19 protein-coding genes are annotated in these 24,051 nt (G+C 63.3%); 8 read left to right on the forward strand and 11 right to left on the reverse strand.

From position 1 onward, the window contains the following. Positions 1–397 precede the first annotated feature (397 nt). On the forward strand, positions 398–1,324 hold the full coding sequence (locus tag ACAX43_RS10450) for a bestrophin family protein (protein ID WP_370708331.1): 927 nt from the start codon (positions 398–400) through the stop codon (positions 1,322–1,324). Positions 1,325–1,409: 85 nt separating this feature from the next. Here the strand turns inward: ACAX43_RS10450 and ACAX43_RS10455 are convergent, their stop codons facing one another. The 5 genes from ACAX43_RS10455 to apbC all read right to left on the reverse strand — a co-directional run bounded on the left by ACAX43_RS10455 (position 1,410) and on the right by apbC (position 7,089). Then, positions 1,410–2,153, reverse strand: a complete 744-nt coding sequence (locus ACAX43_RS10455; RefSeq protein ID WP_370708332.1) for a lysozyme inhibitor LprI family protein — start codon at positions 2,151–2,153, stop codon at positions 1,410–1,412. Between the two features lie 2 nt (positions 2,154–2,155). Next, positions 2,156–4,441 carry an Orn/Lys/Arg decarboxylase N-terminal domain-containing protein gene (locus tag ACAX43_RS10460; protein ID WP_370708333.1) on the reverse strand — a complete coding sequence of 762 codons (2,286 nt, stop codon included), beginning with the start codon at positions 4,439–4,441 and terminating at the stop codon, positions 2,156–2,158. A gap of 85 nt (positions 4,442–4,526) precedes the next feature. After that, a complete protein-coding gene (gene dcd / locus ACAX43_RS10465; RefSeq protein WP_169488155.1) occupies positions 4,527–5,096 on the reverse strand; it encodes a dCTP deaminase in 570 nt (189 codons plus the stop codon). A gap of 250 nt (positions 5,097–5,346) precedes the next feature. Beyond that, the gene (locus ACAX43_RS10470; protein WP_370708334.1) at positions 5,347–5,880 is read right to left on the reverse strand and encodes a superoxide dismutase family protein; all 534 of its coding nucleotides are present in this window, start codon (positions 5,878–5,880) and stop codon (positions 5,347–5,349) included. 120 nt (positions 5,881–6,000) lie between these two features. Continuing rightward, positions 6,001–7,089 carry an iron-sulfur cluster carrier protein ApbC gene (gene apbC / locus ACAX43_RS10475; RefSeq protein ID WP_370708335.1) on the reverse strand — a complete coding sequence of 363 codons (1,089 nt, stop codon included), beginning with the start codon at positions 7,087–7,089 and terminating at the stop codon, positions 6,001–6,003. Positions 7,090–7,428: 339 nt separating this feature from the next. Between apbC and ACAX43_RS10480 the strand changes: the two genes are divergently transcribed. Together ACAX43_RS10480 and metG are read left to right on the forward strand one after the other, a co-directional pair. Then, positions 7,429–8,082 carry an OmpA family protein gene (locus ACAX43_RS10480; RefSeq protein ID WP_370708336.1) on the forward strand — a complete coding sequence of 218 codons (654 nt, stop codon included), beginning with the start codon at positions 7,429–7,431 and terminating at the stop codon, positions 8,080–8,082. 365 nt (positions 8,083–8,447) lie between these two features. Further along, entirely contained in the window at positions 8,448–10,580 is a 2,133-nt protein-coding gene (gene metG, locus ACAX43_RS10485; RefSeq protein ID WP_370708337.1) for a methionine--tRNA ligase, read from the forward strand. 189 nt (positions 10,581–10,769) lie between these two features. Here metG and ACAX43_RS10490 read toward each other — a convergent pair whose 3' ends face one another. The 3 genes from ACAX43_RS10490 to ACAX43_RS10500 form a co-directional block, all read right to left on the reverse strand. After that, a complete protein-coding gene (locus tag ACAX43_RS10490) occupies positions 10,770–11,165 on the reverse strand; it encodes a DUF1801 domain-containing protein (RefSeq protein ID WP_370708338.1) in 396 nt (131 codons plus the stop codon). Between the two features lie 225 nt (positions 11,166–11,390). Beyond that, positions 11,391–15,671, reverse strand: a complete 4,281-nt coding sequence (locus tag ACAX43_RS10495) for a translocation/assembly module TamB domain-containing protein (RefSeq protein ID WP_370708339.1) — start codon at positions 15,669–15,671, stop codon at positions 11,391–11,393. Positions 15,672–15,696: 25 nt separating this feature from the next. Further along, entirely contained in the window at positions 15,697–17,532 is a 1,836-nt protein-coding gene (locus ACAX43_RS10500; RefSeq protein ID WP_370708340.1) for an autotransporter assembly complex family protein, read from the reverse strand. Between the two features lie 337 nt (positions 17,533–17,869). Between ACAX43_RS10500 and ACAX43_RS10505 the strand changes: the two genes are divergently transcribed. The 4 genes from ACAX43_RS10505 to panD all read left to right on the forward strand — a co-directional run bounded on the left by ACAX43_RS10505 (position 17,870) and on the right by panD (position 20,392). Beyond that, complete coding sequence (locus ACAX43_RS10505; RefSeq protein ID WP_120298403.1) at positions 17,870–18,055, forward strand: DUF3460 family protein; 186 nt, start codon at positions 17,870–17,872, stop codon at positions 18,053–18,055. A 4-nt stretch (positions 18,056–18,059) separates the two neighbouring features. Beyond that, positions 18,060–18,935: a ScpA family protein gene (locus ACAX43_RS10510; protein WP_370708341.1), complete on the forward strand. Its 876-nt coding sequence runs from the start codon at positions 18,060–18,062 to the stop codon at positions 18,933–18,935. 186 nt (positions 18,936–19,121) lie between these two features. Continuing rightward, positions 19,122–19,955 (forward strand): pantoate--beta-alanine ligase, encoded by an 834-nt coding sequence (panC, locus tag ACAX43_RS10515; RefSeq protein ID WP_370708342.1) that lies wholly within the window; start codon positions 19,122–19,124, stop codon positions 19,953–19,955. 50 nt (positions 19,956–20,005) lie between these two features. Beyond that, positions 20,006–20,392, forward strand: a complete 387-nt coding sequence (gene panD, locus ACAX43_RS10520) for an aspartate 1-decarboxylase (protein ID WP_012432059.1) — start codon at positions 20,006–20,008, stop codon at positions 20,390–20,392. Between the two features lie 22 nt (positions 20,393–20,414). Here the strand turns inward: panD and ACAX43_RS10525 are convergent, their stop codons facing one another. Then, positions 20,415–21,071 (reverse strand): ParA family protein, encoded by a 657-nt coding sequence (locus ACAX43_RS10525; protein ID WP_370708343.1) that lies wholly within the window; start codon positions 21,069–21,071, stop codon positions 20,415–20,417. Between the two features lie 212 nt (positions 21,072–21,283). Here ACAX43_RS10525 and ACAX43_RS10530 point away from each other — a divergent pair, with 212 nt between their 5' ends. Continuing rightward, complete coding sequence (locus ACAX43_RS10530) at positions 21,284–21,703, forward strand: PaaI family thioesterase (RefSeq protein WP_370708344.1); 420 nt, start codon at positions 21,284–21,286, stop codon at positions 21,701–21,703. 110 nt (positions 21,704–21,813) lie between these two features. Here the strand turns inward: ACAX43_RS10530 and ACAX43_RS10535 are convergent, their stop codons facing one another. Then, entirely contained in the window at positions 21,814–22,230 is a 417-nt protein-coding gene (locus tag ACAX43_RS10535; RefSeq protein ID WP_370708345.1) for a DoxX family protein, read from the reverse strand. A gap of 142 nt (positions 22,231–22,372) precedes the next feature. Continuing rightward, a complete protein-coding gene (locus ACAX43_RS10540) occupies positions 22,373–24,049 on the reverse strand; it encodes a cobyric acid synthase (RefSeq protein WP_370708346.1) in 1,677 nt (558 codons plus the stop codon). Positions 24,050–24,051: the final 2 nt, after the last annotated feature.

The following is a 24,051-nucleotide window of genomic DNA, read 5'->3' on the forward strand; positions in this document are numbered from 1 at the left end:
GCCCATTACACGGCAGGCCTGACTGACGTTGCCCAGTTGCCGGGCCAGCTCCAGCATCCCGACCTTGGCGCGGATAACTTTCTGTTCCTGAGTCATGGTGGACTCCTTGCGGTTTGCCGCGTGTGTTGTCGCTTCGGGCTACGCCCTCGCGCCAGCGCACATCAGCACGAGAAACCGACCACTGTCAGATTTAGTCTAGTTCAATACATGTCATGAGTTTCGGCAAACGCACATTGCCACGGTTCGAATAAAACTGTGATCGAGGTCCCAGCATCTTCGCCGCCACTACAACGCGGGCAGCAAACCGCGCGACGTGCAGGAAACGGGTTGTGCAGACCTTCCTTAGCGATAATATGTATAGAAATCCCAACCGCCGAAGGCAAAAAAAGCAAACCCAATGATCATCCGCCCGCATCTCCATTGGTTCCGCATGCTACTCGCCTGGCGGGGCTCCGTCCTCCCCCAGTTACTCCCGCGCTTATCCCTGATCTTCTGCATCGCGATCCTCGCCGTGGCCGCCCACGACCACCTGTTGCCGATCTCGCTCAACCTCAACACCACTGCTCCGTTCTCGCTGATAGGCATCGCGTTAGCCGTCTTTCTGGGCTTCAGGAACAACGCCAGCTACGACCGCTGGTGGGAAGCTCGCAAGCTCTGGGGCCAGCTGCTGAACGACACACGCTCGCTCATCCGTCAGGTCCTCACGCTGCCCAACAATCCGCTACCGCCAGAAGAAATCAAAGCGTTCACCGCCGCCCTGAGCGCACTCCCCCACGCCCTGCGTCACCAGCTTCGCAAAAGCGACCCCGCTGAAGACCTCGGCGCACGTCTGCCGACACCCCTTTTCGACCGCGTCATGGCGTCACGCTACAAACCCGCGACCCTCCTGCTCTGGCTAGGCGAGTGGGTACAGCGCCAGGCACGGGCGGGCGCGATCGATCCAATGACGGTGCTCGCCTTCGATCGAAACCTGAATGGATTATCGGATGTGATCGGCGGTTGCGAGCGCATCATGTCGACGCCGCTACCCTTCGCTTACTCGGTGATGATTCACCGCACGGTGTATTTCTTCTGCGCGTCGCTGCCGTTCGGACTGGTCGACAGCATCGGAATTTTCACGCCGGTCTTCGCAGTGTTCGTCGCCTACACCTTCATGGCGCACGAGGCGATCGCTTCGCAGCTCGAGGAGCCGTTCGGCACGGACGACAACGACCTCGCGCTCAACATGCTGTCTGCCTCTATCGAAGACGCCACGCGCGATCTGCTCGGCGAGCCGGCGCTGGACCTGCCCACGCCGGAAGCCGAAGACTACCTACGCGATTGATCGAGCGCTGTCGCGCGCGCCCGATTCTCCGGCACAGATTGATGCGCAAGCAGGCGCCAGGCGCTCGCGCCGCGTCACACCGCCATCAGTCGTTGCCGACCGTCTCGGACAAGCGTTTGAGCGTCGCCACCCGCGCACCGATGATATCGATGCGGCTGCGTTCGTCGATCGCCGGCATGGTGGCGTTGAGATACGCCATCCAGGCTTTTTGCGCGCGCGTAAGTGTTGAACGCGAGTGCGCCGGCATCTTCGACTGCAAGCGGCGGTAGTAGCGGTTCAGATCGAACATCGCGTGTTCGCATTGCGCGTCCGCGCGACAGGCTCGCGAACGGCGCGGCGGGTCTCCGCCGGCGCTGAGCCTGGCAACCTCGCTGCGCAGCGAGAGCGCGCGGTCACGCACCGGCTGCAACTGCATGTCGGCTTCGGACAGCACATACATCGAGCCGTGCGTCGTCGCGAACACCGCTGCGAGCAACTGCCTCTCCGCATCGCGCGAAGCCAGCCAGCTCGCCTGGCTCTTTTCCCACGGCTTACGCCGCGCCGGCGGCAACTTCGTCTGTAGCTGCTGCCACGCGCTGTCCACCGCGGCCCGCCAGCCGATCCGCGCATTGTCCATGCACTGCACCTGCCCCGCTGTCGACGACATATCGCTGCGCGCAAGACAGGTGCGCATCGCCGCGTCGATCGGATCGGCGGCGGCGACTTCGGCATGCGCCGCTCGCGGCGCCACACCGAGCGCCGCGCCGAGCACCGCCGCCGACGTCAAGCTCAGCGCGCAAAGCGCGCGCCGCCAGCCGTCAGCGCTCGACAGGGACTTCACCAGCCACATCGTCAGGCGCGCACGCAATCGACGAAGTATTCGATGCGCCCGTTGATCATTTCGCCAACGAGCCCGTGGATGTCCGTGTGGAAACCCGGGAAGCGTTCGTTGTACTCACGCGCGAAACGCAGATAGTTGACGATGGTCTTGTTGAAGCGCTCACCAGGAATCAACAGCGGAATGCCCGGGGGATACGGCGTCAACAGAATCGACGTGACGCGGCCTTCGAGTTCGTCGATCGGTACCCGGTCGATCTCGCGGTGCGCGAGCTTGGCGAACGCGTCGGACGGCTTCATGGCCGGCTCCATGCTCGATAGGTACATCTCGGTCGTCAGGCGTGCAATGTCGTTCGCGCGGTAGACGCTGTGGATCTGCTCGCACAGATCGCGCAGGCCGACGCGCTCGTACATCGGATGATGCGAGACGAACTCCGGCAGCACGCGCCACAGCGGCTGGTTGTTGTCGTAGTCGTCCTTGAACTGCTGGAGTTCGGTGACCATCGAGTTCCAGCGGCCCTTGGTAATGCCGATCGTGAACATGATGAAGAACGAATACAGCCCCGTCTTCTCGACGATGATGCCGTGCTCGGCCAGATACTTCGTGACGATCGCGGCCGGAATGCCCGACTCGCCGAAGCCGCCGTCCATATCCAGACCCGGCGTGACAATGGTCGCCTTGATCGGGTCAAGCATGTTGAAGCCTTCGGCGAGCGGGCCGAAACCGTGCCATGCATCGTTCGGGCGCAGCATCCAGTCTTCGCGCGAACCGATGCCTTCTTCGGCGAAGTGGTCCGGACCCCACACCTTGAAGAACCAGTCGTCGCCGTATTCGGCGTCGACTTTGCTCATCGCGCGGCGGAAGTCGAGTGCTTCGGCGATCGATTCTTCGACCAAAGCCGTGCCGCCCGGCGCTTCCATCATTGCCGCGGCCACGTCGCACGACGCGATGATCGCGTACTGCGGGCTCGTCGACGTATGCATCAAGTACGCTTCGTTAAAACGGTGCTTGTCGAAGCGGCTGTTCTTCGAATCCTGCACGACGATCTGCGAAGCCTGCGAAATGCCGGCCAGCAGCTTGTGCGTGGAGTGCGTGGCGAACACCATCGCGCCGATACGCGGACGGCCCGCGCCGATCGCGTGCATGTCCTGGTAGAACTCGTGGAATTCGGCGTGCGGCAGCCACGCTTCGTCGAAGTGCAGGGTGTCGAGCAATTCGCCCAACATGCCCTTGATCATTTCGACGTTGTAGATCACGCCGTCGTACGTGCTCTGCGTGATGGTCAGGATGCGCGGCTTCAGATCCGGGTTTTTGGCCAATGCTTCGCGAGCGAACGGATTCGCCAGGATTTTCTTGCGAATGTTTTCCGGCTCGAATTCGCTACGCGGAATCGGGCCGATGATGCCGAAGTTGTTACGGGTGGGCGTGAGGAACACCGGAATGGCGCCGGTCATCGTGATCGCGTGCAGGATGGACTTGTGGCAGTTGCGGTCCACCAGCACGATGTCGCCCGGCGCAACCGTGCCGTGCCAGACGATCTTGTTCGACGTGGACGTGCCGTTGGTCACGAAGAACACGTGGTCGGCGCTGAAAATGCGCGCGGCGTTGCGCTCGGAGGCCGCAATCGGGCCGGTGTGGTCGAGCAGCTGACCGAGTTCGTCGACGGCGTTACACACGTCGGCGCGCAGCATGTTCTCACCGAAAAACTGGTGGAACATCTGGCCGAGCGGGCTCTTCAGGAAGGCGACGCCGCCCGAGTGCCCCGGGCAATGCCAGGAGTACGAGCCTTCGTCGGCGTACTGCACCAGCTCCTTGAAGAACGGCGGCGCGAGCGAATCCAGATACACCTTGGTCTCGCGGATGATGTGGCGCGCGACGAACTCCGGCGTGTCCTCGAACATGTGGATGAAGCCGTGCAGCTCGCGCAGGATGTCGTTCGGCAGGTGGCGCGAGGTGCGCGTTTCGCCGTACAGGAAGATCGGAATGTCCGCATTGCGGCGGCGCACTTCGGCCACGAACGCGCGCAGCGCGACGATCGCGGCTGCCAGCTCCGGTGTCTCGCCTTCCACCACGACGTTATCGACGTACGGCAGCAGTTCGTCGTCGTCGATCGACAGGATGAAGCACGACGCGCGGCTCGATTGCTGTGCGAACGAAGTCAGATCGCCGTAGCTCGTCAACCCGAGCACTTCCGCGCCTTCTTTCTCGATAGCTTCGGCCAAAGCCCGGATGCCGGAACCCGAGATGTTCTCGGAGCGAAAATCTTCGTCGATGATGACGACGGGAAAACGAAACTTCATGGGCGATTCTCCAAAAAGAACGACCGCTGCATTCTGTAATTGCAGCGGTCACCCGGTATAGCTGGTGGGTCAGTGCTGCCGGGCGTCACGTCTTGGGCAACGTGACGCCGTGCTGACCTTGATATTTGCCGCCGCGATCCGCGTACGACGTTTGACAAATCTCGTCGCTTTCGAAAAACAGCACCTGGGCGACACCTTCGTTCGCGTAAATTTTCGCAGGCAAAGGTGTCGTATTCGAGAACTCGAGCGTGACGTGCCCTTCCCATTCCGGTTCGAACGGCGTCACGTTGACGATGATCCCGCAGCGCGCATACGTGGACTTGCCCAGACACACGGTCAGGACGCTGCGCGGAATGCGGAAATATTCGACGGTGCGGGCCAGCGCGAACGAATTCGGCGGGATGATGCAGACATCGCCCTTGAAGTCGACAAACGACTTCTCGTCAAAGTTCTTCGGATCGACGATGGTCGAGTTGATGTTGGTGAAGATCTTGAATTCGTCGGCGCAGCGGATGTCGTAGCCGTAGCTCGACGTGCCGTAGCTGACAATCTTCCGGCCGTCTTCGGAGACGCGGACCTGATCGGGCGCAAACGGCTCGATCATGTTGTGCGACTCGGCCATGCGCCGGATCCACTTGTCGGATTTGATAGTCATAGGTGAACGCTGCTCGACGTGAGTGACAGGTGTGTGACGGGTAACAATCCGGTAGGTACCGGCAACTATCGGGTAACTTCGGGTATCGGCTTGCGCGGCGCACCGCTGAACCGGGCGCCTCAACTGCGCGTCCGGGCCGAGCGACCCCGGCCAGGCGTCCCCGGCTAGGCGCCCCCAACGAAAGGCGCTTATTTTACGCGATCGTGAGAATGCTGCTGCGGGCATGGCCTGAGAGCGGCGTGCGCTGCCCTTACTGGCGAATCAAACCACATGCGAGCGCGGGGCCCGCGCCATGCTGCGGATAAGCGTAAGGGTCGGTCGCGTCGTGATGCAGCAGAACCGCGCGTTGCAACACCGAGCGGATCCCGTCGAGCGACACATCCGGCGCGACGATGAAGCCCGTCGCCACACCGTTGGCGTCCGCATGAATGTTGCCGAGATCGCCTTCGACCCGTGCCCCGGCTTTCAGACGCTCGGCAGCCGGCGAGAACACATGGCCGGCGCTGGAACCGTCGGCGGCGTTGCAGTCGCCGCGTTCGTGCACTTGCAAGGCGTGGTCGCTATTCGGGGGCAGGCCCGCGAGGTTGTAGGTAACCTGCACGCCGTCCGAGCGCTCGATGAACGTCACGAGGCCGTGCGCCTGATTGCCCACGGTGGGCAGCAACTGCGCGTCGGCACGCTTTTCCTGTGGTCTCAGGAACGCGCTACAGCCGCATAACAGCACACTGCTGGCAGCCAGGACGATGAAGGCACGCACCGCCTGCCCGTCGATTCGTTTTCCCATGCGATCCTCTTGCCGACCTGGCAGCCGCCCCTGCGGCCGCCGAGCCGAACTTGTGAAGTCGACATGATACCGCGAGACCCGGCGTAAATTGTCGCCGTGGCCCCTTGTCCGAACGGCTACTCAGGTGTTCTGGACGACGATGCTGGGAAACTTCGAAGTCATGTCGCGAGCCCGTTCGGCGATATGGATCGCAACCTTGCGCGCGATCGACCGATAGATCCCGGCGATACGCCCGTCGGGGTCGGCTGCCACGGTCGGACGGCCCGAATCGGCCTGCTCGCGGATCGCGATATCGAGCGGCAGGCTGCCCAGCACATCCACGCCGTATTCCTTGCCCATCCGCTCGCCGCCGCCCGCGCCGAAGATATGCTCTTCGTGGCCGCAATTCGAACAGATATGCATCCCCATGTTCTCCACGATGCCGAGAATCGGAATGCCGACCTTCTCGAACATCTTGAGCCCCTTCTTCGCGTCGAGCAGCGCGATGTCCTGCGGCGTCGTGACGATCACGGCGCCCGTCACCGGCACGCGCTGGGACAAGGTCAGCTGAATGTCGCCGGTGCCCGGCGGCATGTCGACGATCAGGTAGTCAAGATCTTGCCAGTTGGTCTGCCGCAGCAACTGTTCAAGTGCCGAGGTGGCCATCGGGCCGCGCCACACCATCGGGTTGTCCTGCTCGATCAGAAAGCCGATCGAGTTGGCCTGCAAGCCGTGGCCGGTCATCGGGTTCATCGACTTTTCATCGGGCGACTCTGGGCGGCCCTCGATGCCGAGCATCATCGGCAGCGACGGGCCGTAAATATCCGCGTCGAGGATGCCGACCGACGCGCCTTCGCTCGCCAGCGCCAGCGCCAGGTTCACGGCGGTCGTGCTCTTGCCGACCCCGCCCTTGCCCGACGCCACCGCGACGATGTTTTTAACGTTCGGCAATAGTTTGACGCCGCGCTGCACGGTGTGCGCAGCGATGTGCTGGGACACCTCGACACGTGCGTTTGCCACGCCGGGAACGGCTTTCAGCGCATCGGCGAACTGTCCGCGGATCGCCTCGAACTGCCGCTTGGCCGGATAGCCGAGTACCACCTCGAGGCTAACCGTGTCACCCTCCACGGCGACGTTCTTGATGTTCCTGGCGGCCGCGTAGGGCTTGCCCGTGTTGGGGTCAGTGACGGCCGCGAGGGCTGCGTCGACAAAAGCCCGATCGATACTCATTGACACTCCGTGGGGAACACTTGCGGCGCGACGGAATCGAAGTCTCGGCCACGCGCCGGAATTTGAAAGAAATTGTTAGACAGGATTGCGAAAACCAGGCGCGCCGGGCACCCTTCGGGCAGGCGGAACGCTATGGGGTCGCATCGCTAGGTACTTCAGCCATCATTGTAGTGGCTCGCGCCACGCATTGCCGGAAGACCCTTCTTCACTGTCGGACCGGGACTTGGAAAGGCGTAAGATTTTCTGTGCAGTCGGGCAGCCCGCTTTATTGCATCGTGTTCGCCGCATAGATTGATCGTTACGTACCGCTTTACACGCTTCACTCAAGAGGAATCAAAAATGAATGCAAAAATCATGACTCGCCTGGCCGTTTTTGCCGTTGCCGGTTCGTTGCTGGCAGGCTGCGCATCCCAACAGGGCACGAACACGGCCGTTGGTACGGGCGTAGGCGCCGGCACCGGCGCCGCGCTCGGCGCGATCTTCGGCGGCGGCAAGGGCGCGGCGATTGGCGCGGGCGTCGGCGCGGCGGTCGGCGGCGTTACCGGCTACAACTGGCAGGCCATTCATAACAAACTGTCGGGCGCCACCAAGGGCACCGGCACGCAGATCACCGAACAGCCGGACGGCTCGCTCAAGCTGAACATCCCGAGCTCGGTCACGTTCGACACCAACAGCTACGCGATCAAGCCGTCGTTCGCGCCCGTGCTGGATCAGTTGACCCAGACCATGCAGCAGAATCCGGAACTGATCGCCCAGGTGATCGGCTACACGGATAGCACGGGTCAGCCGGCCTACAACCAGACGTTGTCGGTCAACCGCGCGCAAAGCGTGACAGGCTATCTGGGGCAGCGCGGCGTCGCACCGCAGCGTCTGTCGGCACAAGGCATGGGCCAGAACCAGCCGATCGCCGACAACAACACCGAAGCGGGCCGCGCGGCGAACCGTCGTGTGGAAATCTATCTGCGCGCCACGGCTCAGCACGCCACGCAATAACGGCACAGTTTGAAAGAGGATGAAGAAGCCGGGCGCCGGGCTTTTGCCACCGGCGGCCGGTACGCCGTAAAAAACGGAGGAAAGGGAATTTCGCACGAGCGCGAAAAAATTTCGAACTCTGCCGAAAATCCACGGTCTCTCTTTACGGTACGTGGCTGGCAATTGCCGCTGCGTCACCATTCTCCTCTTGTCGTTGTTGCTCCGGGGTTAACAGCCCCGGTTTTTTTTGGGCGCCCGGTTTTCACCGTCGCCCACACCATTCGGCCCCGCGCCGACCAGACGCCCCCTCGGGCGGCCCGCCCCGCGCCGGGCGCCTGCCCTGCTAGAATCAACGTTTCGTCCCACCGCAGGCTCCCGCCATCCTTATGTCAGCACCCGCAACCGATCTCTCCGCAGGCGCGCCGTCAGGCCGTCGCCAGGTTCTCGTCACGTCGGCCCTTCCGTATGCGAATGGGCAAATCCATATTGGCCATCTGGTCGAATATATCCAGACGGACATCTGGGTCCGGACGTTGCGAATGCACGGGCACGAGGTCTACTACGTGGGCGCCGACGACACGCATGGCACACCGATCATGCTGCGCGCGGAAAAGGAAGGTCTGACGCCCAAGCAGCTGATCGACCGCGTCTGGCAGGAGCACAAACGCGATTTCGACAGCTTCGGCATTTCGTTCGACAATTACTACTCGACCGATTCCGAAGAGAATCGTGTGTTGAGCGAATCAGTCTACCTTGCGCTCAAGGCGGCCGGCCTGATCGAAGCGCGCGATATCGAACAGGCCTACGATCCCGTCAAGGAAATGTTCCTGCCGGACCGCTTCATCAAAGGCGAATGCCCGAAGTGCGGCGCGAAGGATCAGTACGGCGACAGCTGCGAAGTATGCGGTTCGACTTACCAGCCAACCGAGCTGCTCAATCCGTATTCGGTCGTCTCGGGCGCCACGCCGATTCGTAAGACCTCGACGCACTACTTCTTCCGCCTATCCGATCCGCGCTGCGAGAATTTCCTGCGCACATGGGTGGGTGGCCTGGCACAGCCCGAAGCCACCAACAAGATGCGCGAATGGCTCGGCGACGCCGGCGAGGCCAAGCTCGCCGACTGGGACATCTCGCGCGACGCGCCGTATTTCGGCTTCGAGATTCCGGACGCGCCGGGCAAGTATTTCTATGTATGGCTGGACGCGCCGGTCGGCTACTACGCGAGCTTCAAGAACCTCGCCGAAAAGCGCGGCCTGGATTTCGACGCATGGGTTCGCAAGGACTCGACCGCCGAGCAGTACCATTTCATCGGCAAAGACATTCTGTATTTCCACACGCTGTTCTGGCCGGCCATGCTCGAATTTTCGGGCCACCGCACGCCGACCAACGTATTCGCGCACGGCTTCCTGACGGTGGACGGCTCGAAGATGTCGAAGTCGCGCGGCACGTTCATCACCGCGCAAAGCGTGATCGACACGGGCCTCAATCCGGAATGGCTGCGCTACTACTTCGCCGCCAAGCTGAACAGCACGATGGAAGACCTCGACCTGAACCTCGACGACTTCCAGGCGCGCGTGAACAGCGATCTGGTCGGCAAGTACGTGAACATCGCGAGCCGCGCCGCCGGCTTCCTGATCAAGCGTTTCGACGGCCGCGTGCAGGACAGCGCGATGCAGCATCCGTTGCTCGCCACGTTGCGCGCGGCCGTGCCGCAAATCGCCGCGAACTACGAAGCACGCGAGTACAACCGCGCGCTGCGTCACACCATGGAACTGGCCGACGCGGTCAACGCGTACGTCGACAGCGCCAAGCCGTGGGATCAGGCGAAAGACCCGGCGAACGCGGTCGCGTTGCATGAAACCTGCAGCGTAAGCATTGAGGCGTTCCGTCTGCTGTCGCTGGCGCTCAAGCCGGTGTTGCCGAAGCTGGCGGAAGCCGTCGAGGGCTTCCTCGGCATCGAGCCGCTGGTGTGGGCCGACGCCAACGTGCCGTTGAGTTCGGCGTGCCCGATCAACGCGTATAAGCACCTGATGACACGCGTCGATCCGAAGCAGATCGAGGCGCTCATCGCTGCGAATCGCGATTCGCTGCAAGCCACGCCGGACGCCGCGGCGCCGGCGGATGCGAAGGCCAAGTCGAAGGCAGCGAAAGCAGCCGCCGATAAGGACGAAACGCCCGGCATCATCTCGATCGACGATTTCGCCAAGATCGATCTGCGCATCGCGAAGATCGTCGACTGCAAGGCGGTGGAAGGTTCGGACAAGCTGCTGCAACTGACGCTCGACGTCGGTGAAGAGCAGACACGCAACGTGTTCTCGGGCATCAAGTCGGCCTATCAGCCGGAGCAACTGGTCGGCAAGCTGACGGTAATGGTCGCGAATCTCGCGCCGCGCAAGATGAAGTTCGGCATGTCTGAAGGGATGGTGCTGGCAGCCTCGGCCACTGATGAGAAAGCCGAACCGGGCCTCTACGTGCTCGAGCCGGATAGCGGCGCGAAGCCGGGTATGCGCGTGAAATAAAGCGCGCGGCGTCGAACGCTGCAGGTCCTCCAAAAACACGGCACGCTTGAAAGGCGTGCCGTGTTTTATTTCATGCCGACTCCAGCACGGCGCGCGCTATGGCAGGAAACAAGGCCGCATAAAAAGCACAGATCGAACACATCGCGCCGCCAGGATAAGCCTCACTCATGAGGGCGCCGGATTCGACGACTAGCGGGCCGACGACTTGTTCAGGGCCGCAGCGGCACGTATGAGCGTCTTGAAGGCAGCCTCATCTATTTCATCCCCCTCATGGAAATCGATAGCGCGCCTGGTATTGCCTTCAAGGCTGGAATTGAATAGCCCGGAAGGGTCATCGAGCGAAGCGCCCTTGGCGAAAGTCGCCTTCACCGCGTTTTTGTACGTTTCGCCGGTGCAAATCATTCCATCGTGATACCACACCGGAACGCCTCGCCACTTCCACTCCTCAACTACCTCAGGCAGAGCCTGTTTGATGAGCGCACGAAGATGGGCGAGCATCTTGCCCCTCCAGTCGTCCAGTTCCTTGATCCTCGCGTCGATCAGACGAGAAGGGGATTCGCCCTCGGTCGTTGCGCTCTTTTTCATCTTGTCCGCACCTCATTCGGCTGTTTTCCATCTTGCAAAGGTATCCATTACCTATCATCCGCGCCAGCGTGCAAGCAGCTCGCTTCAGGTTATATCCGCGCCAAAACGTGCTCCAGGTTCGCAAAGAAGCTTTCGGTCAGCTTTTTGTTCAATGATCCATCCTTTTCAGCAGGTCTTCAATGAGAACGCCGCGCCAGTGCATCCCCGGGCGCGGCGTTCCGGACATCACCACTTGATCCGGTCAAAGCGCCGCGTATAGAGCAGCTCGATTCCGTCGAACGTGCCGCCATAGGCCGCAACCGACCAATAGCGCGTCAGATTCACGGTCGCCTTGATCGCATTGCTCGCCGACTGCAGACCTTGCTCGTAGCCGATCACGAGCCACTCGTTGATCGCCTTCGACACCATCACCACCTGCGGATCGGTCAGCCCGACTTCGCTGCGTCCGATCGAAAATTCGTCGAGCCCGAAAGTCTGTGCAATCCGCTTGCCGCTCGCGCTGCCGAGCAACGCGAGCGCGGTCGTCATGGTGCTTTGCTGACCGAGGTTGTTGCCCTGATCCGTGCCGTGTCCGAACAGTAGCCACGAGAGTTTTTCGTTATCCGGCACGTTCGGCTCGGACACCAGCTTCGCGACCGGGAACTGGACCGTGCCTGTGACCTGCACGCCCGCCTCGACCTGCTGATTGCGACGCATCGCCAGGATGTTGATGCCGGGATTGGCCACCGGACCGTTGAACGTGAAGAAGCCGTTCTCGATGTTGAGCTTGCGGCCGAACGCGGTGTAGGTCGAGCCCTGCGTCACGCGGACATTGCCGACCGCGCGCAACGGCAAGTTCGGCGCGCTCATCGCGGTGATCGTGCCGCTCAGGCCGAGATCCGCGCCTTGTCCGCGGAAACGGAAGCTGTGGCCGAGACTGATGTCGATATTGGCGCGCGGCGCAAATGGACCGATCGGCTTGTTGGTGCCCGCCACCTGCGGCGGCGGCCGTTCGCCGGCGACCGTGCCGTCTGGACGCACCACCACCACGTCGTCACCGAGTTTGGGCGCAGACTGCTCCGGCATGTCGAACAACGCGTGATCGACCACGAATTTGCCGTTGATCGCCATACCGCCCTCCGCTCCTGCGTTCGCCACGCTCGCGCTGCCCGACAGCGACAGATTGCGGTCCGGCGCCGCGAACAACTCAAGCTTGTCCGCGACGATGCTCGCGGACAGATCCGGCTGGGCACCATCCAGTCGCACACGGCCGGTGGCACGCAGGGTGCCGCTCGCACCGTGAAACTCGACTTGCTGGAAGTCCACCAGATTTTGCGAGAGCGCGATGCGCACCACCCCGTCCTTCAACTGCACGCCCTGGTCGACCAGCGTAGCCGACAAACCGTCGCCGAGCAGCGACCCCGTCAGATTCGGCCTGGCGACCGTACCGCCGAGCGCGAGTTTCAGCGCGAGGTGTCCGTCGAGCAGATAGCTCGGGCCGAACAGGCCGCCGGTCGTTTTCAGCGACGGCACGTTCGCGTTCACATTGCCGGTGAGCGCGCCCTCTTCGCTCACCGTCAGGAAACCGTCGCGCATCACGAGCGTGGTGTGCGCGTCGGCATCGATCGCGCCGATGCGGCTGGCCTGCGCGTGGACGGTCGCATTCAGCCGGTTGCCGCCGCTGAATTCGGCACGCGCGGTCATCGCCGTGATGCCCAGCGAAGCCAAACCCCGGCCGATTTCGACCGTGACGTCGCCGCCACGGCGCTTCAACTGGATGTGGCCGCTCGCGGTACTGCCGAGCGCGAAGTCCCAGTCGCCGTCGAACACCAGATCGGTTTTGACAGCCGGCGGGGTGCCGGTGATCTCCCGACGCAAATCCTGCAAGCGTGCGAGCGAAATGTCGGTCAAGGTTCCCGCGGACTGGATCTTGCCATGGTCGAAGGCGAACGATTTCAGGTTCAGCACCGCCCCTTCGAGCGTGAGGCGTGTCGCGCCGAGCGTCAGACGGTTCGGCCCGGCGCTCACGGCGAGTGGCGACTCGAGATTCAACGCCGGTGTGCCACGGTTCTGCAGGCGCGTCACGGTGCCGTCCCAGCGCGTGCCGTCGCGTGCTTCGGTCAGCTTGCCGTTGGCGGCGAGCGTCAGATCGAGCGGACGGTCCTGCAGCTTGCCGGTGGCCGCCGCCTCCAGCGTATGGTTGGCGCGCGTTCCGGACAGGCGCGCCGTGAGTGTGGTCAGATCGACACCGCCCGCGCTGAGATTGCGCGCGTCGGTGGTGAAGACGAGCGCGCCATTCGCCCCGTCGCGCAGTTCGGCGTGGCCTTCGGCATGGCCGATCCGGTTACTGCTGAATACCACGCTGTCTGCCTTGTAGTTCAGCACGACATTCGGATGCGCGAAGGAGCCGGTGACGTCGCCATCCGCCGCGACGAGGCCGGCAAGGCCGAAACCGAGGCGCTCCAGTTCCGGTGCATCGACGCGAAACTGCAGCCGGTCGCCGCGCGCGCCGAAGCTGCCTTGCAGATCGACCTGATTGCCCGCCACCGACAGAGTCGCGCGGCTCGGCAGAATCCGCGAGCCGGCTAACTGGACCGTGCCGCCGCCCGTCAGCGGCAGGCCGTCATAGACGCTCGGACCCAGTTTGAATTCAGCCTTGGTGGTGAAGACCGGACCAAGCATGCCGGCCGCCGTGAGCGTGCCGTTCACGCGCGCTTCGATCTTGCGGGCAGGCGGCGCACCGCGCCTGGGCGGCGGGGTTTTACGTTGAATCACTTCGGTCCGCACCGCGGCCTTCGCCGTGTTCTTTACCGCGGCGGCGGCTTTATCGCCAGGGGCCGCGCTCTTCGCCCCCGCCGTGCTGCCCGCCTGTGCCGCGCCTTGCTTGCCTTTGACGTCGCTCGCCGCCGGCGCGGGGCCCGTCACCGGCGTGCGCGAGGGCATCTGCGAAGTCAGCGTCAACGGGTCGAAGTCGGTCAGTTGCGCTTTCAGGTTGTAGGTGGAATTCGCGTCGTGCTTGAGCGCGCCGGACAGATCGATGCGGCCTTTGCCCGACGTGATGCGCACGTCGTTGAAGCTCATTCGCGCAGGGTCGAAGGTCATCTTGCCTTGCGCGCGCAACCCCGCTTTCGGGTCGGCGAGATCGAGGGTCACGCTTTGCACGTCGTCGTTCAGACGGATGCCGATCGGACCGGAAAGCTGGGTGGGCCGCACGGTCGCTTCAAGCGCGTTCAGGTCGAGCCCGGCGACTTTCAGATCGAACTGGCCGCGCTTGCCGCTCAGCGCGCCGCCACCGGTGAGCGTGGCGTTCTTCACGAGCCGCACCTTCAGGTTCGAGATGCGCTGCGCCTGGGCGTCGAGGCGCACGTCGGCGTTGGCATTGATCAGGGGCAACAGGTTCTGGTCGATCGCGCCGGGTTTGGCGTTGACGATCGAGACCTGCCCGGCAACAGCGAAACCCGCAGCGCCCTTTTCCGCCGCATCGATGTTGACGCCGCCTTTGCCGTTTTTTACAGGGGGCGGTTGGGCCGCGCTCGCCGCGCTCGAACCCAACACTACCGCACCCGCCGCATCCTGCCCCACCGGCGCCAGTTCCGCCCGCACCGCCAGATCCGCCAGCGGCGCGCCCGGCGCAAACGCCTGCGGATTGACATGATCGAAGGTCAACGTCGCGCGTTGCAAGGGCACGTCGCCGAACGGCGTCGCCTCCACCCGCGCGTGGCCGGCGAGCTTCATGCCGCTGGCATCGAGTTCGGCGATGAGATTCTCCAGCGAGCCGCTGAGATGGCCGCCCACCTGCACCGCCTCGTTGTTGACCTTGCCCGAATAGCCTACCTCGCCGGTCAGCGGAAACGGTCGCACTCCGTCGAGCTTCGCCGCCGCCGTCACCGCGCCGAACGGCGTGTCCAGCCGCTCGATCGCAGCCTCGTGGTGGCGGCCGTCGCTGCGGCCATGAAACATGAAGCGCGAAAGCTCCGTAGTCGACCCGCCCTGGCGCAACAGCAGTTTGTCGACCTGCACGTCGCGCACCTCGAGTTGCATCGGCAAGCGCAAGTCTTGCGGCAGTTTCAGCGATCCGCTGCTGCTCGACGACGAGGAGCCGAGACGTGCGTCCACCGTGCCGATGTGCAGATAGTCGATCGTGAAGCGCCAAGGTTTGCGCGTAAGCCCCCATCGGCCGGCCACGCGGTCGATCTGGATATCGGTGCCGCTGCCGTCGAGACTGCGCCAGCGCACCTGCCGTAGTTGCACGCCGGTCGAGAGCGCACCGCTCTCCAAGGTGCCCGTCAGCTTGCCGCCGAGCAGTTTGACCGCCGCCTGCCACGCGTACGCAGTCCCGCGCTCAGTCGTCAGCGCGCCGTACAGCAGGCCGATCGCTACCGCCACCACCAGCACCAGCACGGCGAGCGTCCACGCTAGCGTTTTCAGCATGAGCCGGCCGTGACGGCGCTCAGGCGGCGGTGCGTCGGCTGGCCGCTGCGGTCCGGGCGGCTGCGCGGGCGGTGGGGTGGAAACGTCCGTGGTCATGCGTGGATCATGTAAAAGCATTCCATCAGAAGGCGATGCCGAGCGTCAGATACGGCCGCACGCTCCTGTTGCGAATTCCGTAGGCGACATCGACATTGACCGGACCGACCGGGCTGCGCCAGCGCGCCCCAATGCCGACGCCAGGGTAAAAGACTTTTTCGCCCCAGGTATCGGTGGCGGTGCCGATGTCGAAGAACGCGGCTGCGCCCCAATCGTGGGTGAACCAATGCTGATACTCGGCCGTTGCCGTCATAAGGTACTTGGTGGGCAGCACCGAACCGTCGACATTGTTACCGATGCTCTGATAGCTATAGCCGCGCACCGAGTTCGAACCACCCGCGCGGAACAGCAGCGAAGCCGGAATCCCGCTCGAGCTGCCGCTCGTGAACACGCCGCCGAGTTCGGCACGGAACAGCACGAGATCTTCCTTGCCGATCGGCAGGTACTGCTGGCCGCGGGCGTAGCCGCGCACGAACGTCTGGTCGGTCAGTGCGCCTTTGACCGCGAAACCCGCTTCGACGTGAATCAGGTTGCCTGAGCGCGGGAACAGCGGGTCGTCGGTATTGCGGCGGGTCCACGACCATGACGGCACCAGCGCGCGACTGGTGGTCGGCGCGATCGCGTTCTGGTCGAGCCGGTCCTGGTAGTAAAGGATCGAATAGTTGTAGTCGATGAATTGCGACGTGCGGGCCCGCTGCACGCCGCCGCGGATACTGTAGATGCGCGTGTCGGATACGTCAGTGGTGGTGTAGGACGCCAGCACACTATTGGTCCACGCGCGCGGCCCCGGCGGCATCGCGAGCTGAATTTGCCCGTACTGCTGGATCTGGTCGAGACGGCCCTCGACCGTGAACGGCCACGCTTTGCCGAACGTGTTGAGATACGAATACGAACCCTGGATCAGGGGGCCATTGTCGGTCGAATAACCTACCCCGCCGCGAATGCTGTTGTACGGATATTCCGACACCTTCACGTGCACCGGCGTATCGACCGGTTTGGCCGGATCGCTATCCACATCGATCGCCACGCTCGCGTAGTACGGCGTGTTCTGCAACTGCCGCTGCAATTCGGCGACACGCTGGACGTCGTAGATATCGCCGGCTGAAATCGGATTCACGTTGTCGACGATCTGCTCCGGATAGCGCCGCGTGCCGGATACGTCGAGCTTGCCCATTGTGAAGGTTGGGCCGCTTTCATACGTGACCGACAGTTTCGCCTCGTGCGTGCGCGGATCGATGCGGGCCTCGGAATGGTAGATCTTCGCGCCGAGGTAACGGCGTGCCTGCAATGCCTTGAGCGACGCGTTTTTCGCATCGTCCCAGTCGCCCTGGGAAAACGGGTCGCCCTCGTGCAGCGAAAACGCGAAGCGTGCGGCGTTTTCCTGCGCCGGGTCTTCGGTGAGCACGGGGCCGCGAAACGACAGCGAAACCGACGTGATGAGGGTTTGCAGGCCTGGGTCGACGCTCACCGTCACGCGTTTTGTGTCGTCGACGGTTCGCACGTCGGTGCGGACGACCGGTGTGAAATAGCCCTGCGTGGCGGCCAGATCGCGCACCTGCTGGGGGGTCGCGGTAATCAGAAATTCGAACTGATCGTCGCTGATATCAGGGCGTTTGGCGAAACGGGCAATGTCCAGATGCGCTTCGAACAGCTTGCGCAGCGAGCGCGGCGCGGCTTCGATGTCGACCTTGTAGCTGGCGGCCGCACGCGCGGCGTGCGCGTTGGACACGGCCAGCGTCAGCATGACGATGCCGAACGCCAGCCATGCGCGCAGCCAGCGCCGAATGGGCGACCGGGGCCCGCGCTCGTCACTGGCTTTGCCGCGCCGCAGCCGCGGCTCTTCGATCGCACACCCCGCCAAACAGGACCTCCGGCCGTAGTTGATGATTCTGTCGCTCGGGCTCGCCGCGGCGGCCGAAGCTCGCTATTTGACCACATCGGCGAAGCCGCGCGATCTCAAATAGGGGATGGACTAACAGGTCCACCGGGCGAATGCAAACGCCGCCAAGCGGGCGGCGCGCCCCGCCTTTGACGCTTCGCAGCAGCACCGGTTCCAAACGTTTTAGCAGGCTGGCCGCTCGCGCCAGCCGCCATTTTTCGATCCCGCGCGGCGCATGCGGTAAAATTATGGAATAGCAGCGATGCCGCGCGGATTCCCGCCGGGCAGCCGCCATTCCCTACTCCACGGACGTCGAGCCATGTATCAATCGGACATCACCCAGTTCCTGAACCAGCTCAAGCAACAAAAACCGAATCTGGAAGCTGAGCAGCGCCGTGGCCGGTCGCTGCTGTGGGACAAACAGCCGATCGACCTCGAAGAACGCGCCGAAGAGAAAGCTTCGCGCGTAGAGCAGACGCCTTACTCGTACTATCAAAACTTCTAAGCGCGTGAGTCACGCCGACGAGGCAAAGGGCGCCGCGCCGGTTCCTGCCGACGCCGCGCTTGCCGCGCCCGCCACCGATTCGACGCCGGACATTGTCGACGGCATCGCTTTCGCACGCCTGTACGGCGAGCCGCTCTTCAAGCTGCCGACGGATCTGTACATTCCGCCGGACGCGCTCGAGGTGTTCCTCGAAACCTTCGAAGGCCCGCTGGATCTGTTGCTGTACCTGATCCGCAAGCAGAACTTCAACGTGCTCGACATTCCGATGGCGGACGTCACGGTCCAATACCTCGGCTACGTCGATCAGTTGCGTCAGACCAATCTTGAACTCGCGTCCGAATATCTGCTGATGGCCGCGATGCTGATCGAGATCAAGTCGCGCATGCTGTTGCCGGTGAAGAAGGCCGATAGCGGCGAAGAAGCCGAAGATCCGCGTGCGGAACTGGTGCGTCGCCTGCTCGAATACGAGCAGATGAAACTTGCCGCCCAGCGCATCGATCATTTACCGCAGCTTGGCCGCGATTTCCTGCGCGCCGAGGTGTACATCGAGCAAAGCATCACGCCGCGCTTTCCGGACGTGAACAGCGAAGACCTGCGCGCCGCGTGGGCCGACGTGATCAAGCGCGCCAAGCTGGTCCAGCACCACAAGATTTCGCGCGAGGAATTGTCGGTGCGCGAGCACATGAGCACGATCCTGCGGCGACTGCAAAACGCGCGCTTCATGGAGTTCTCCGACCTGTTCGACACGAGCAAGGGTGTGCCGGTAGTCGTGGTGAATTTCATTGCGATGCTCGAACTGTGCCGCGAGTCGCTCGTCGAAATCACCCAGGCCGAGCCGTTCGCACCGATCTATGTGCGCCTCGCCTACCTGCCGGCCTGAAGCCGCAAGACGGGGCTTGTGTGCGCCAAGGCTGCCGCGCAGACCTCGTTTCGGTGCGTCTCCGGCGCAAATCCACTACAATCCCGCGCTCCGAACCTGTCGTTATCAGCGAGGCAGCGGCCCCGCGATATCCTAGGGTTTTGTGCAACCCAATCTCGCGCCGCGCGAGGAAATCCCTGTCCGATCATGAAAGTCATCAGCTCGATCCATGAATTGCGCGACCAGTTGCGCGGCCAGAATCGCACCGCCTTTGTGCCGACCATGGGCAATCTGCACGAGGGCCATCTGTCACTGATGCGCCTCGCGCGCCAGCACGGCGATCCGGTGGTGGCGAGCATCTTCGTCAATCGCTTGCAGTTCGGCCCGAACGAAGATTTCGACAAGTACCCTCGCACGCTCGAAGACGACATCAACAAACTGCAGAAAGAAGGCGTCTACGTGCTGTTCGCGCCGACGGAACGGGATCTCTACCCGGAGCCGCAGGCGTACCGCGTGCATCCGCCGCACGATCTGGGCGACATCCTCGAAGGCGAATTCCGGCCTGGTTTCTTTCAGGGTGTGTGCACGGTGGTGATGAAGCTGATGTCGTGCGTGCAGCCGCGCGTCGCGGTGTTCGGCAAGAAGGATTATCAGCAGTTGATGATCGTGCGCAGCATGTGCCACCAGTTCGCGCTGCCGACCGACATCATCGCGGCCGAAACCGTGCGTGACGCCGACGGCCTTGCGCTCAGCTCACGCAACCGGTTTCTGCAGGCCGCCGAGCGCGCCGAAGCGCCGGCGCTGGCCGCCGAACTCAATCGCGTGCGCGATGCCGTGCTCGCCGGCAATCGCGACTTCGCAAAACTCGAACAGGCGGCGATGGCGGCCTTGGCCGCACGGGGCTGGCAACCCGATTACATCGCGGTGCGCAAGCGCTCGAATCTGCTGCCGCCAGGCCCGCAAGACGCGAACGCCGAACTGGTCGTGCTGGCCGCCGCCAAGCTCGGCGCCACCCGTCTCATCGACAACCTCGAAATCTGAAGCCGTCTTAGTCTGCGCAAACGCGCGCAAGAAGCCACAAGGGATTGGTCATGCAACGCAACATGCTGAAGTCGAAAATCCATCGCGTCGCGGTCACGCACTGCGAACTGCACTACGAAGGCTCGTGCGCGATCGACGAAGACTTGCTCGAAGCCGCGAACATCGTCGAAAACGAACGGATCGACATCTGGAACATCAACAACGGCGAGCGTTTTTCGACGTACGCGATCAAGGGCGAACGCGGCAGCGGCATGATTTCGCTGAATGGTTCGGCGGCGCGGCGCGCGCAGCTCGGCGATCTGGTGATCATCGCGGCGTTCGCGGTGGTCGACGAAGCGGAACTGAAGGCGGGCTGGAAGCCGGATCTGGTGTTCGTCGACGACAACAACAAGATCAAGGGCAGCCGCGATCACGTGCCGACCCAGAACTGGACCTGAGCCTGCAGTTCACCGGGCAATTTCATGCAGCGGGCGGCCGCGCCGCCTTCTTGCTGGTGCCGTTAGTCCATTCGATGATCGGCTGCCACTGCTCCAGATCTTTCTCGACGCGGCTTTTGGCGACGTCCCACAAGGTCAGGCCGTGCGCCGCCAGTTGCACGTAATTCTGCGTGTCGCGCAGGTAACCCAGGACCGGCAGATTCAAACCCTCGACAAAGCGATGCAGTTGCTCCGCCGAGCGCGTGCGCGCATCGACGCGCATGCCCACCACGCCGATCTCGATCGCGCCCTTCCTGACCGCTTTTTCCTTCGCCAGCCGCTCGAGAAATTCCTGGGTGGCGAGAATATCGAACATGGACGGCTGCAGCGGCACGATCACCTTGTCAGCCAGATCCAGCGCGATATTCAGGCGATTGCCGTGCAACCCGGCCGGCGTGTCGATCACCGCGTGCTCGAGGCCCTGGGGCGGTTTGGCCGGCGTGTCCGGGTTGACCTCCCAGGTTTCGATGGCCGACAGCGTGGCGGGCCGCAGCGCGAGCCAGGCATGCGCGGACTGCTGCTTGTCCAGGTCGGCCAGCGCGACCCATTCGCCCGCCGCCGCGAAATAGCCGGCCAGATTGGTCGAAAGCGTGCTTTTGCCCACGCCGCCCTTCGGATTCGCCACCACGATCACCGTCATGAATTCTCCCGGAAAGAAGGCTGGGCGCCGCCAGCCGGTTTGCCGCGCTATTTGCTCTGATTTTGCGCTGATGTGTCCTGATCCGTGCCGGTTTCAGGTTCACCCGCCGATCCAGCCGTTGATAATATCGACAAATGCACCGGGGCCGAAGCCCCCGAACGGCTAATTGACCGCCCTATATCACTGATTTTTCCATAGAGGACCCGAATCTCATGAGCAAACTCCGTCCGGAATACACTGTCGAGCGCCTCCACGAGCGCCAGAAGGGCACGCTGCCCGGCCTGCTGGGCGTGCATGTCCACGAGCTGGGGCAAGGCGTCCTGAGCGCGGAATTGACCGTGCGCGGCGAGTTGCTCGCGCCGAACGGCTTCTTGCATGCGGCAACCGTGATCGGCCTCGCCGACACCGCCTGCGGCTACGCGTGCCTTGCACACCTGCCCGAGACGGCACGCAATTTCACGACCATCGAGCTGAAAAGCAATTTTCTCGGCACGGCGACCGAAGGCACGATCCGCGCGGTCGCCAAGGGCGTGCATCTGGGCCGCAGCACGCAGGTGTGGGACGCCACGGTCACCGATCCGAACGGCAAGACGATCGCCCTCTTTCGCTGCACGCAGATGGTGTTGTACTGACTGAGCGATGTGAGGCGCGGCAACGCGCCATAAAAAAAGCACGCGGCCTCACGGCGCGTGCTTTTTCGTGATCCGGCGCAGCAGACCGGCTGCGCCGCCTCCCAGCAGTATCAGGCAACCACTGCGCGCGGCGCTTTCGCCCCGCCCAGCGCCAGTGCACCGCCGCCGAGCAATGACTGCACCGCCAAGGCCACCGCCCAGAAGGCCGGATATTCCCAGCCACCGTGCGGCGAAGCGAATCCCCAGCCGTTATGCAGGTGCGCAGACATCGCGCCGAGCATGAACGGCAGCAGCACCAGCGCGACCCAGCGGACCTGCACGCCAAGCAACAGCGCAATACCGCCGATCAGTTCGACGAACGCCGTCACATAGCCGAGCCAGCCCGGCAAGCCGAGCGAGACAAAAAACTGCGCCGTGCCCGGCAGGGTGAAAACAAAGATTTTCTGCAGGCTATGCGCGAGATACAGGATGCCCAAGGCCAGGCGAAGGAGCAAAGCGGCCAGATCGGCGGAACGGGTCGAATTCATGAAAGTCCTTTACGGGAAAGACGGCCCGAAATCGGCCGTCGAGGTAAAGAGTTTATTCGAACGAATATGACGTGAAAAACCGCTCCATGGGCTTTGATTATTTCTCCACAGGATTTAATCGCCCCTGCCGATCTGATCCCGATCAGCCAATTGCAGCAAAAAGTTTCGTGAGATCGAGGTGCTCTGCGAGCGTGTCCGCCAAACGATCCAGCGAGGCTTCGCGCAGCGCCGGGTAGTCGATTTTCTCGGCGCCGCTCAGACCCGCCCACGCGAGCAGCGCGGCGCACGCGGCCGGCGTGTCGAACAGGCCGTGCACGTAGGTGGCGAGGATTTGGCCATCGACGGAGATCGCGCCGTCGGGATGCGCATCCCGCGCTTCGCCCAATTGCAGCGCGGGCGAAGCCAGCGCCGGACCTTGCGTCTCGCCCATGTGAATCTCGTAGCCGGCCACCGCAGGCGAACCGGGCAACGCGAGGTGTCCGGTGACATTTTTCAGCGTTTTTTCGCGCGTCAGCACCGTCGCGTAGTCGAGCCAGCCGAGGCCCGCGACCGTACCCGGCGCACCTTCCACGCCGTGCGGATCGGCCACTTCGCGCCCGAGCATCTGCATGCCGCCGCAAATGCCGATCACGCGGCCGCCGTAGCGCAGATGCCTTTGCAGCACGGCATCCCAGCCTTGCGCGCGCAGAAAGGCCAGGTCGCCCGGCACGTTCTTCGAGCCCGGCAGGATGATCAGGTCAGCCGGCGGAGGCGGCGTGCCGCTGCGCACGTAATGAAAATCGACCTGCGGATGCGCGCGCAGCGCGTCGAAATCGGTGTGATTGCTGATGTGCGGCAGCACCGGCACAACCACCCGCAGGGTGCGCGCCGTATCCCCGCTTTGCGCCGCACGCAGTTCCGGTGGCAGCATGTCTTCGGCATCGAGCGTCAGACCGTGCAGGTAGGGCACCACGCCGAGTACCGGCTTGCCGGTCTTCGCTTCGAGCCAGTCGAGCCCGGGCTTGAGCAAACTGACGTCGCCGCGAAAGCGGTTGATGATGAAGCCGCGCACACGCGCCTGCTCGCTTGCCGACAGACACGCGAGCGTCCCGGTCAGATGCGCGAACACCCCACCGCGGTCGATGTCGGCCACCAGCACGACCGGACAATCGACCGCTTCGGCGAAACCCATGTTGGCGATATCGCGCTCGCGCAGATTGATCTCGGCGGGACTGCCCGCGCCTTCGACGAAAATCGTGTCGTACGCCGCTTGCAGACGCGCATACGATTCCAGCACCGCCTCGAACGCGACCGGTTTGTAGTCGTGGTAAGCACGCGCATCGAGATTCATGCGCGCCTTGCCGTGGATGATCACTTGCGCGCCGCGGTCGCTCGTCGGCTTGAGCAGCACCGGATTCAGATCGGTGTGCGCGGCGATGCCCGCGGCCACCGCCTGCAAGGCCTGGGCGCGGCCGATCTCGCCGCCGTCGACCGTCACCGCGCTATTGAGCGCCATGTTCTGCGGCTTGAACGGCGCGACCCGCACGCCGGCGCGGCGCGCCAGCCGGCACAAACCAGCGACGAGCGTGCTCTTGCCCGCATCGGACGTGGTGCCCTGAATCATCAGCGTGCCGCGCGGCACGGATACAACGTCATGCGGGGTCGAAGTGGTGGTCACGGAATGTCGGGCTCGGCGGTGAATAGGCAGTGAAGCGGCGACGCACACCGCAGCGATACAGTAAGTCATGCAGCGGCAATGCAGCTGTGCCGCCCGGCGCAGCAAGTTGAATCGCGGCATTATCCCATCGCGCCTGCACGCGCCGCACGCCGGTACAATCACGC

This window comes from Paraburkholderia sp. IW21 (assembly GCF_041321145.1).
Lineage (GTDB): Bacteria > Pseudomonadota > Gammaproteobacteria > Burkholderiales > Burkholderiaceae > Paraburkholderia.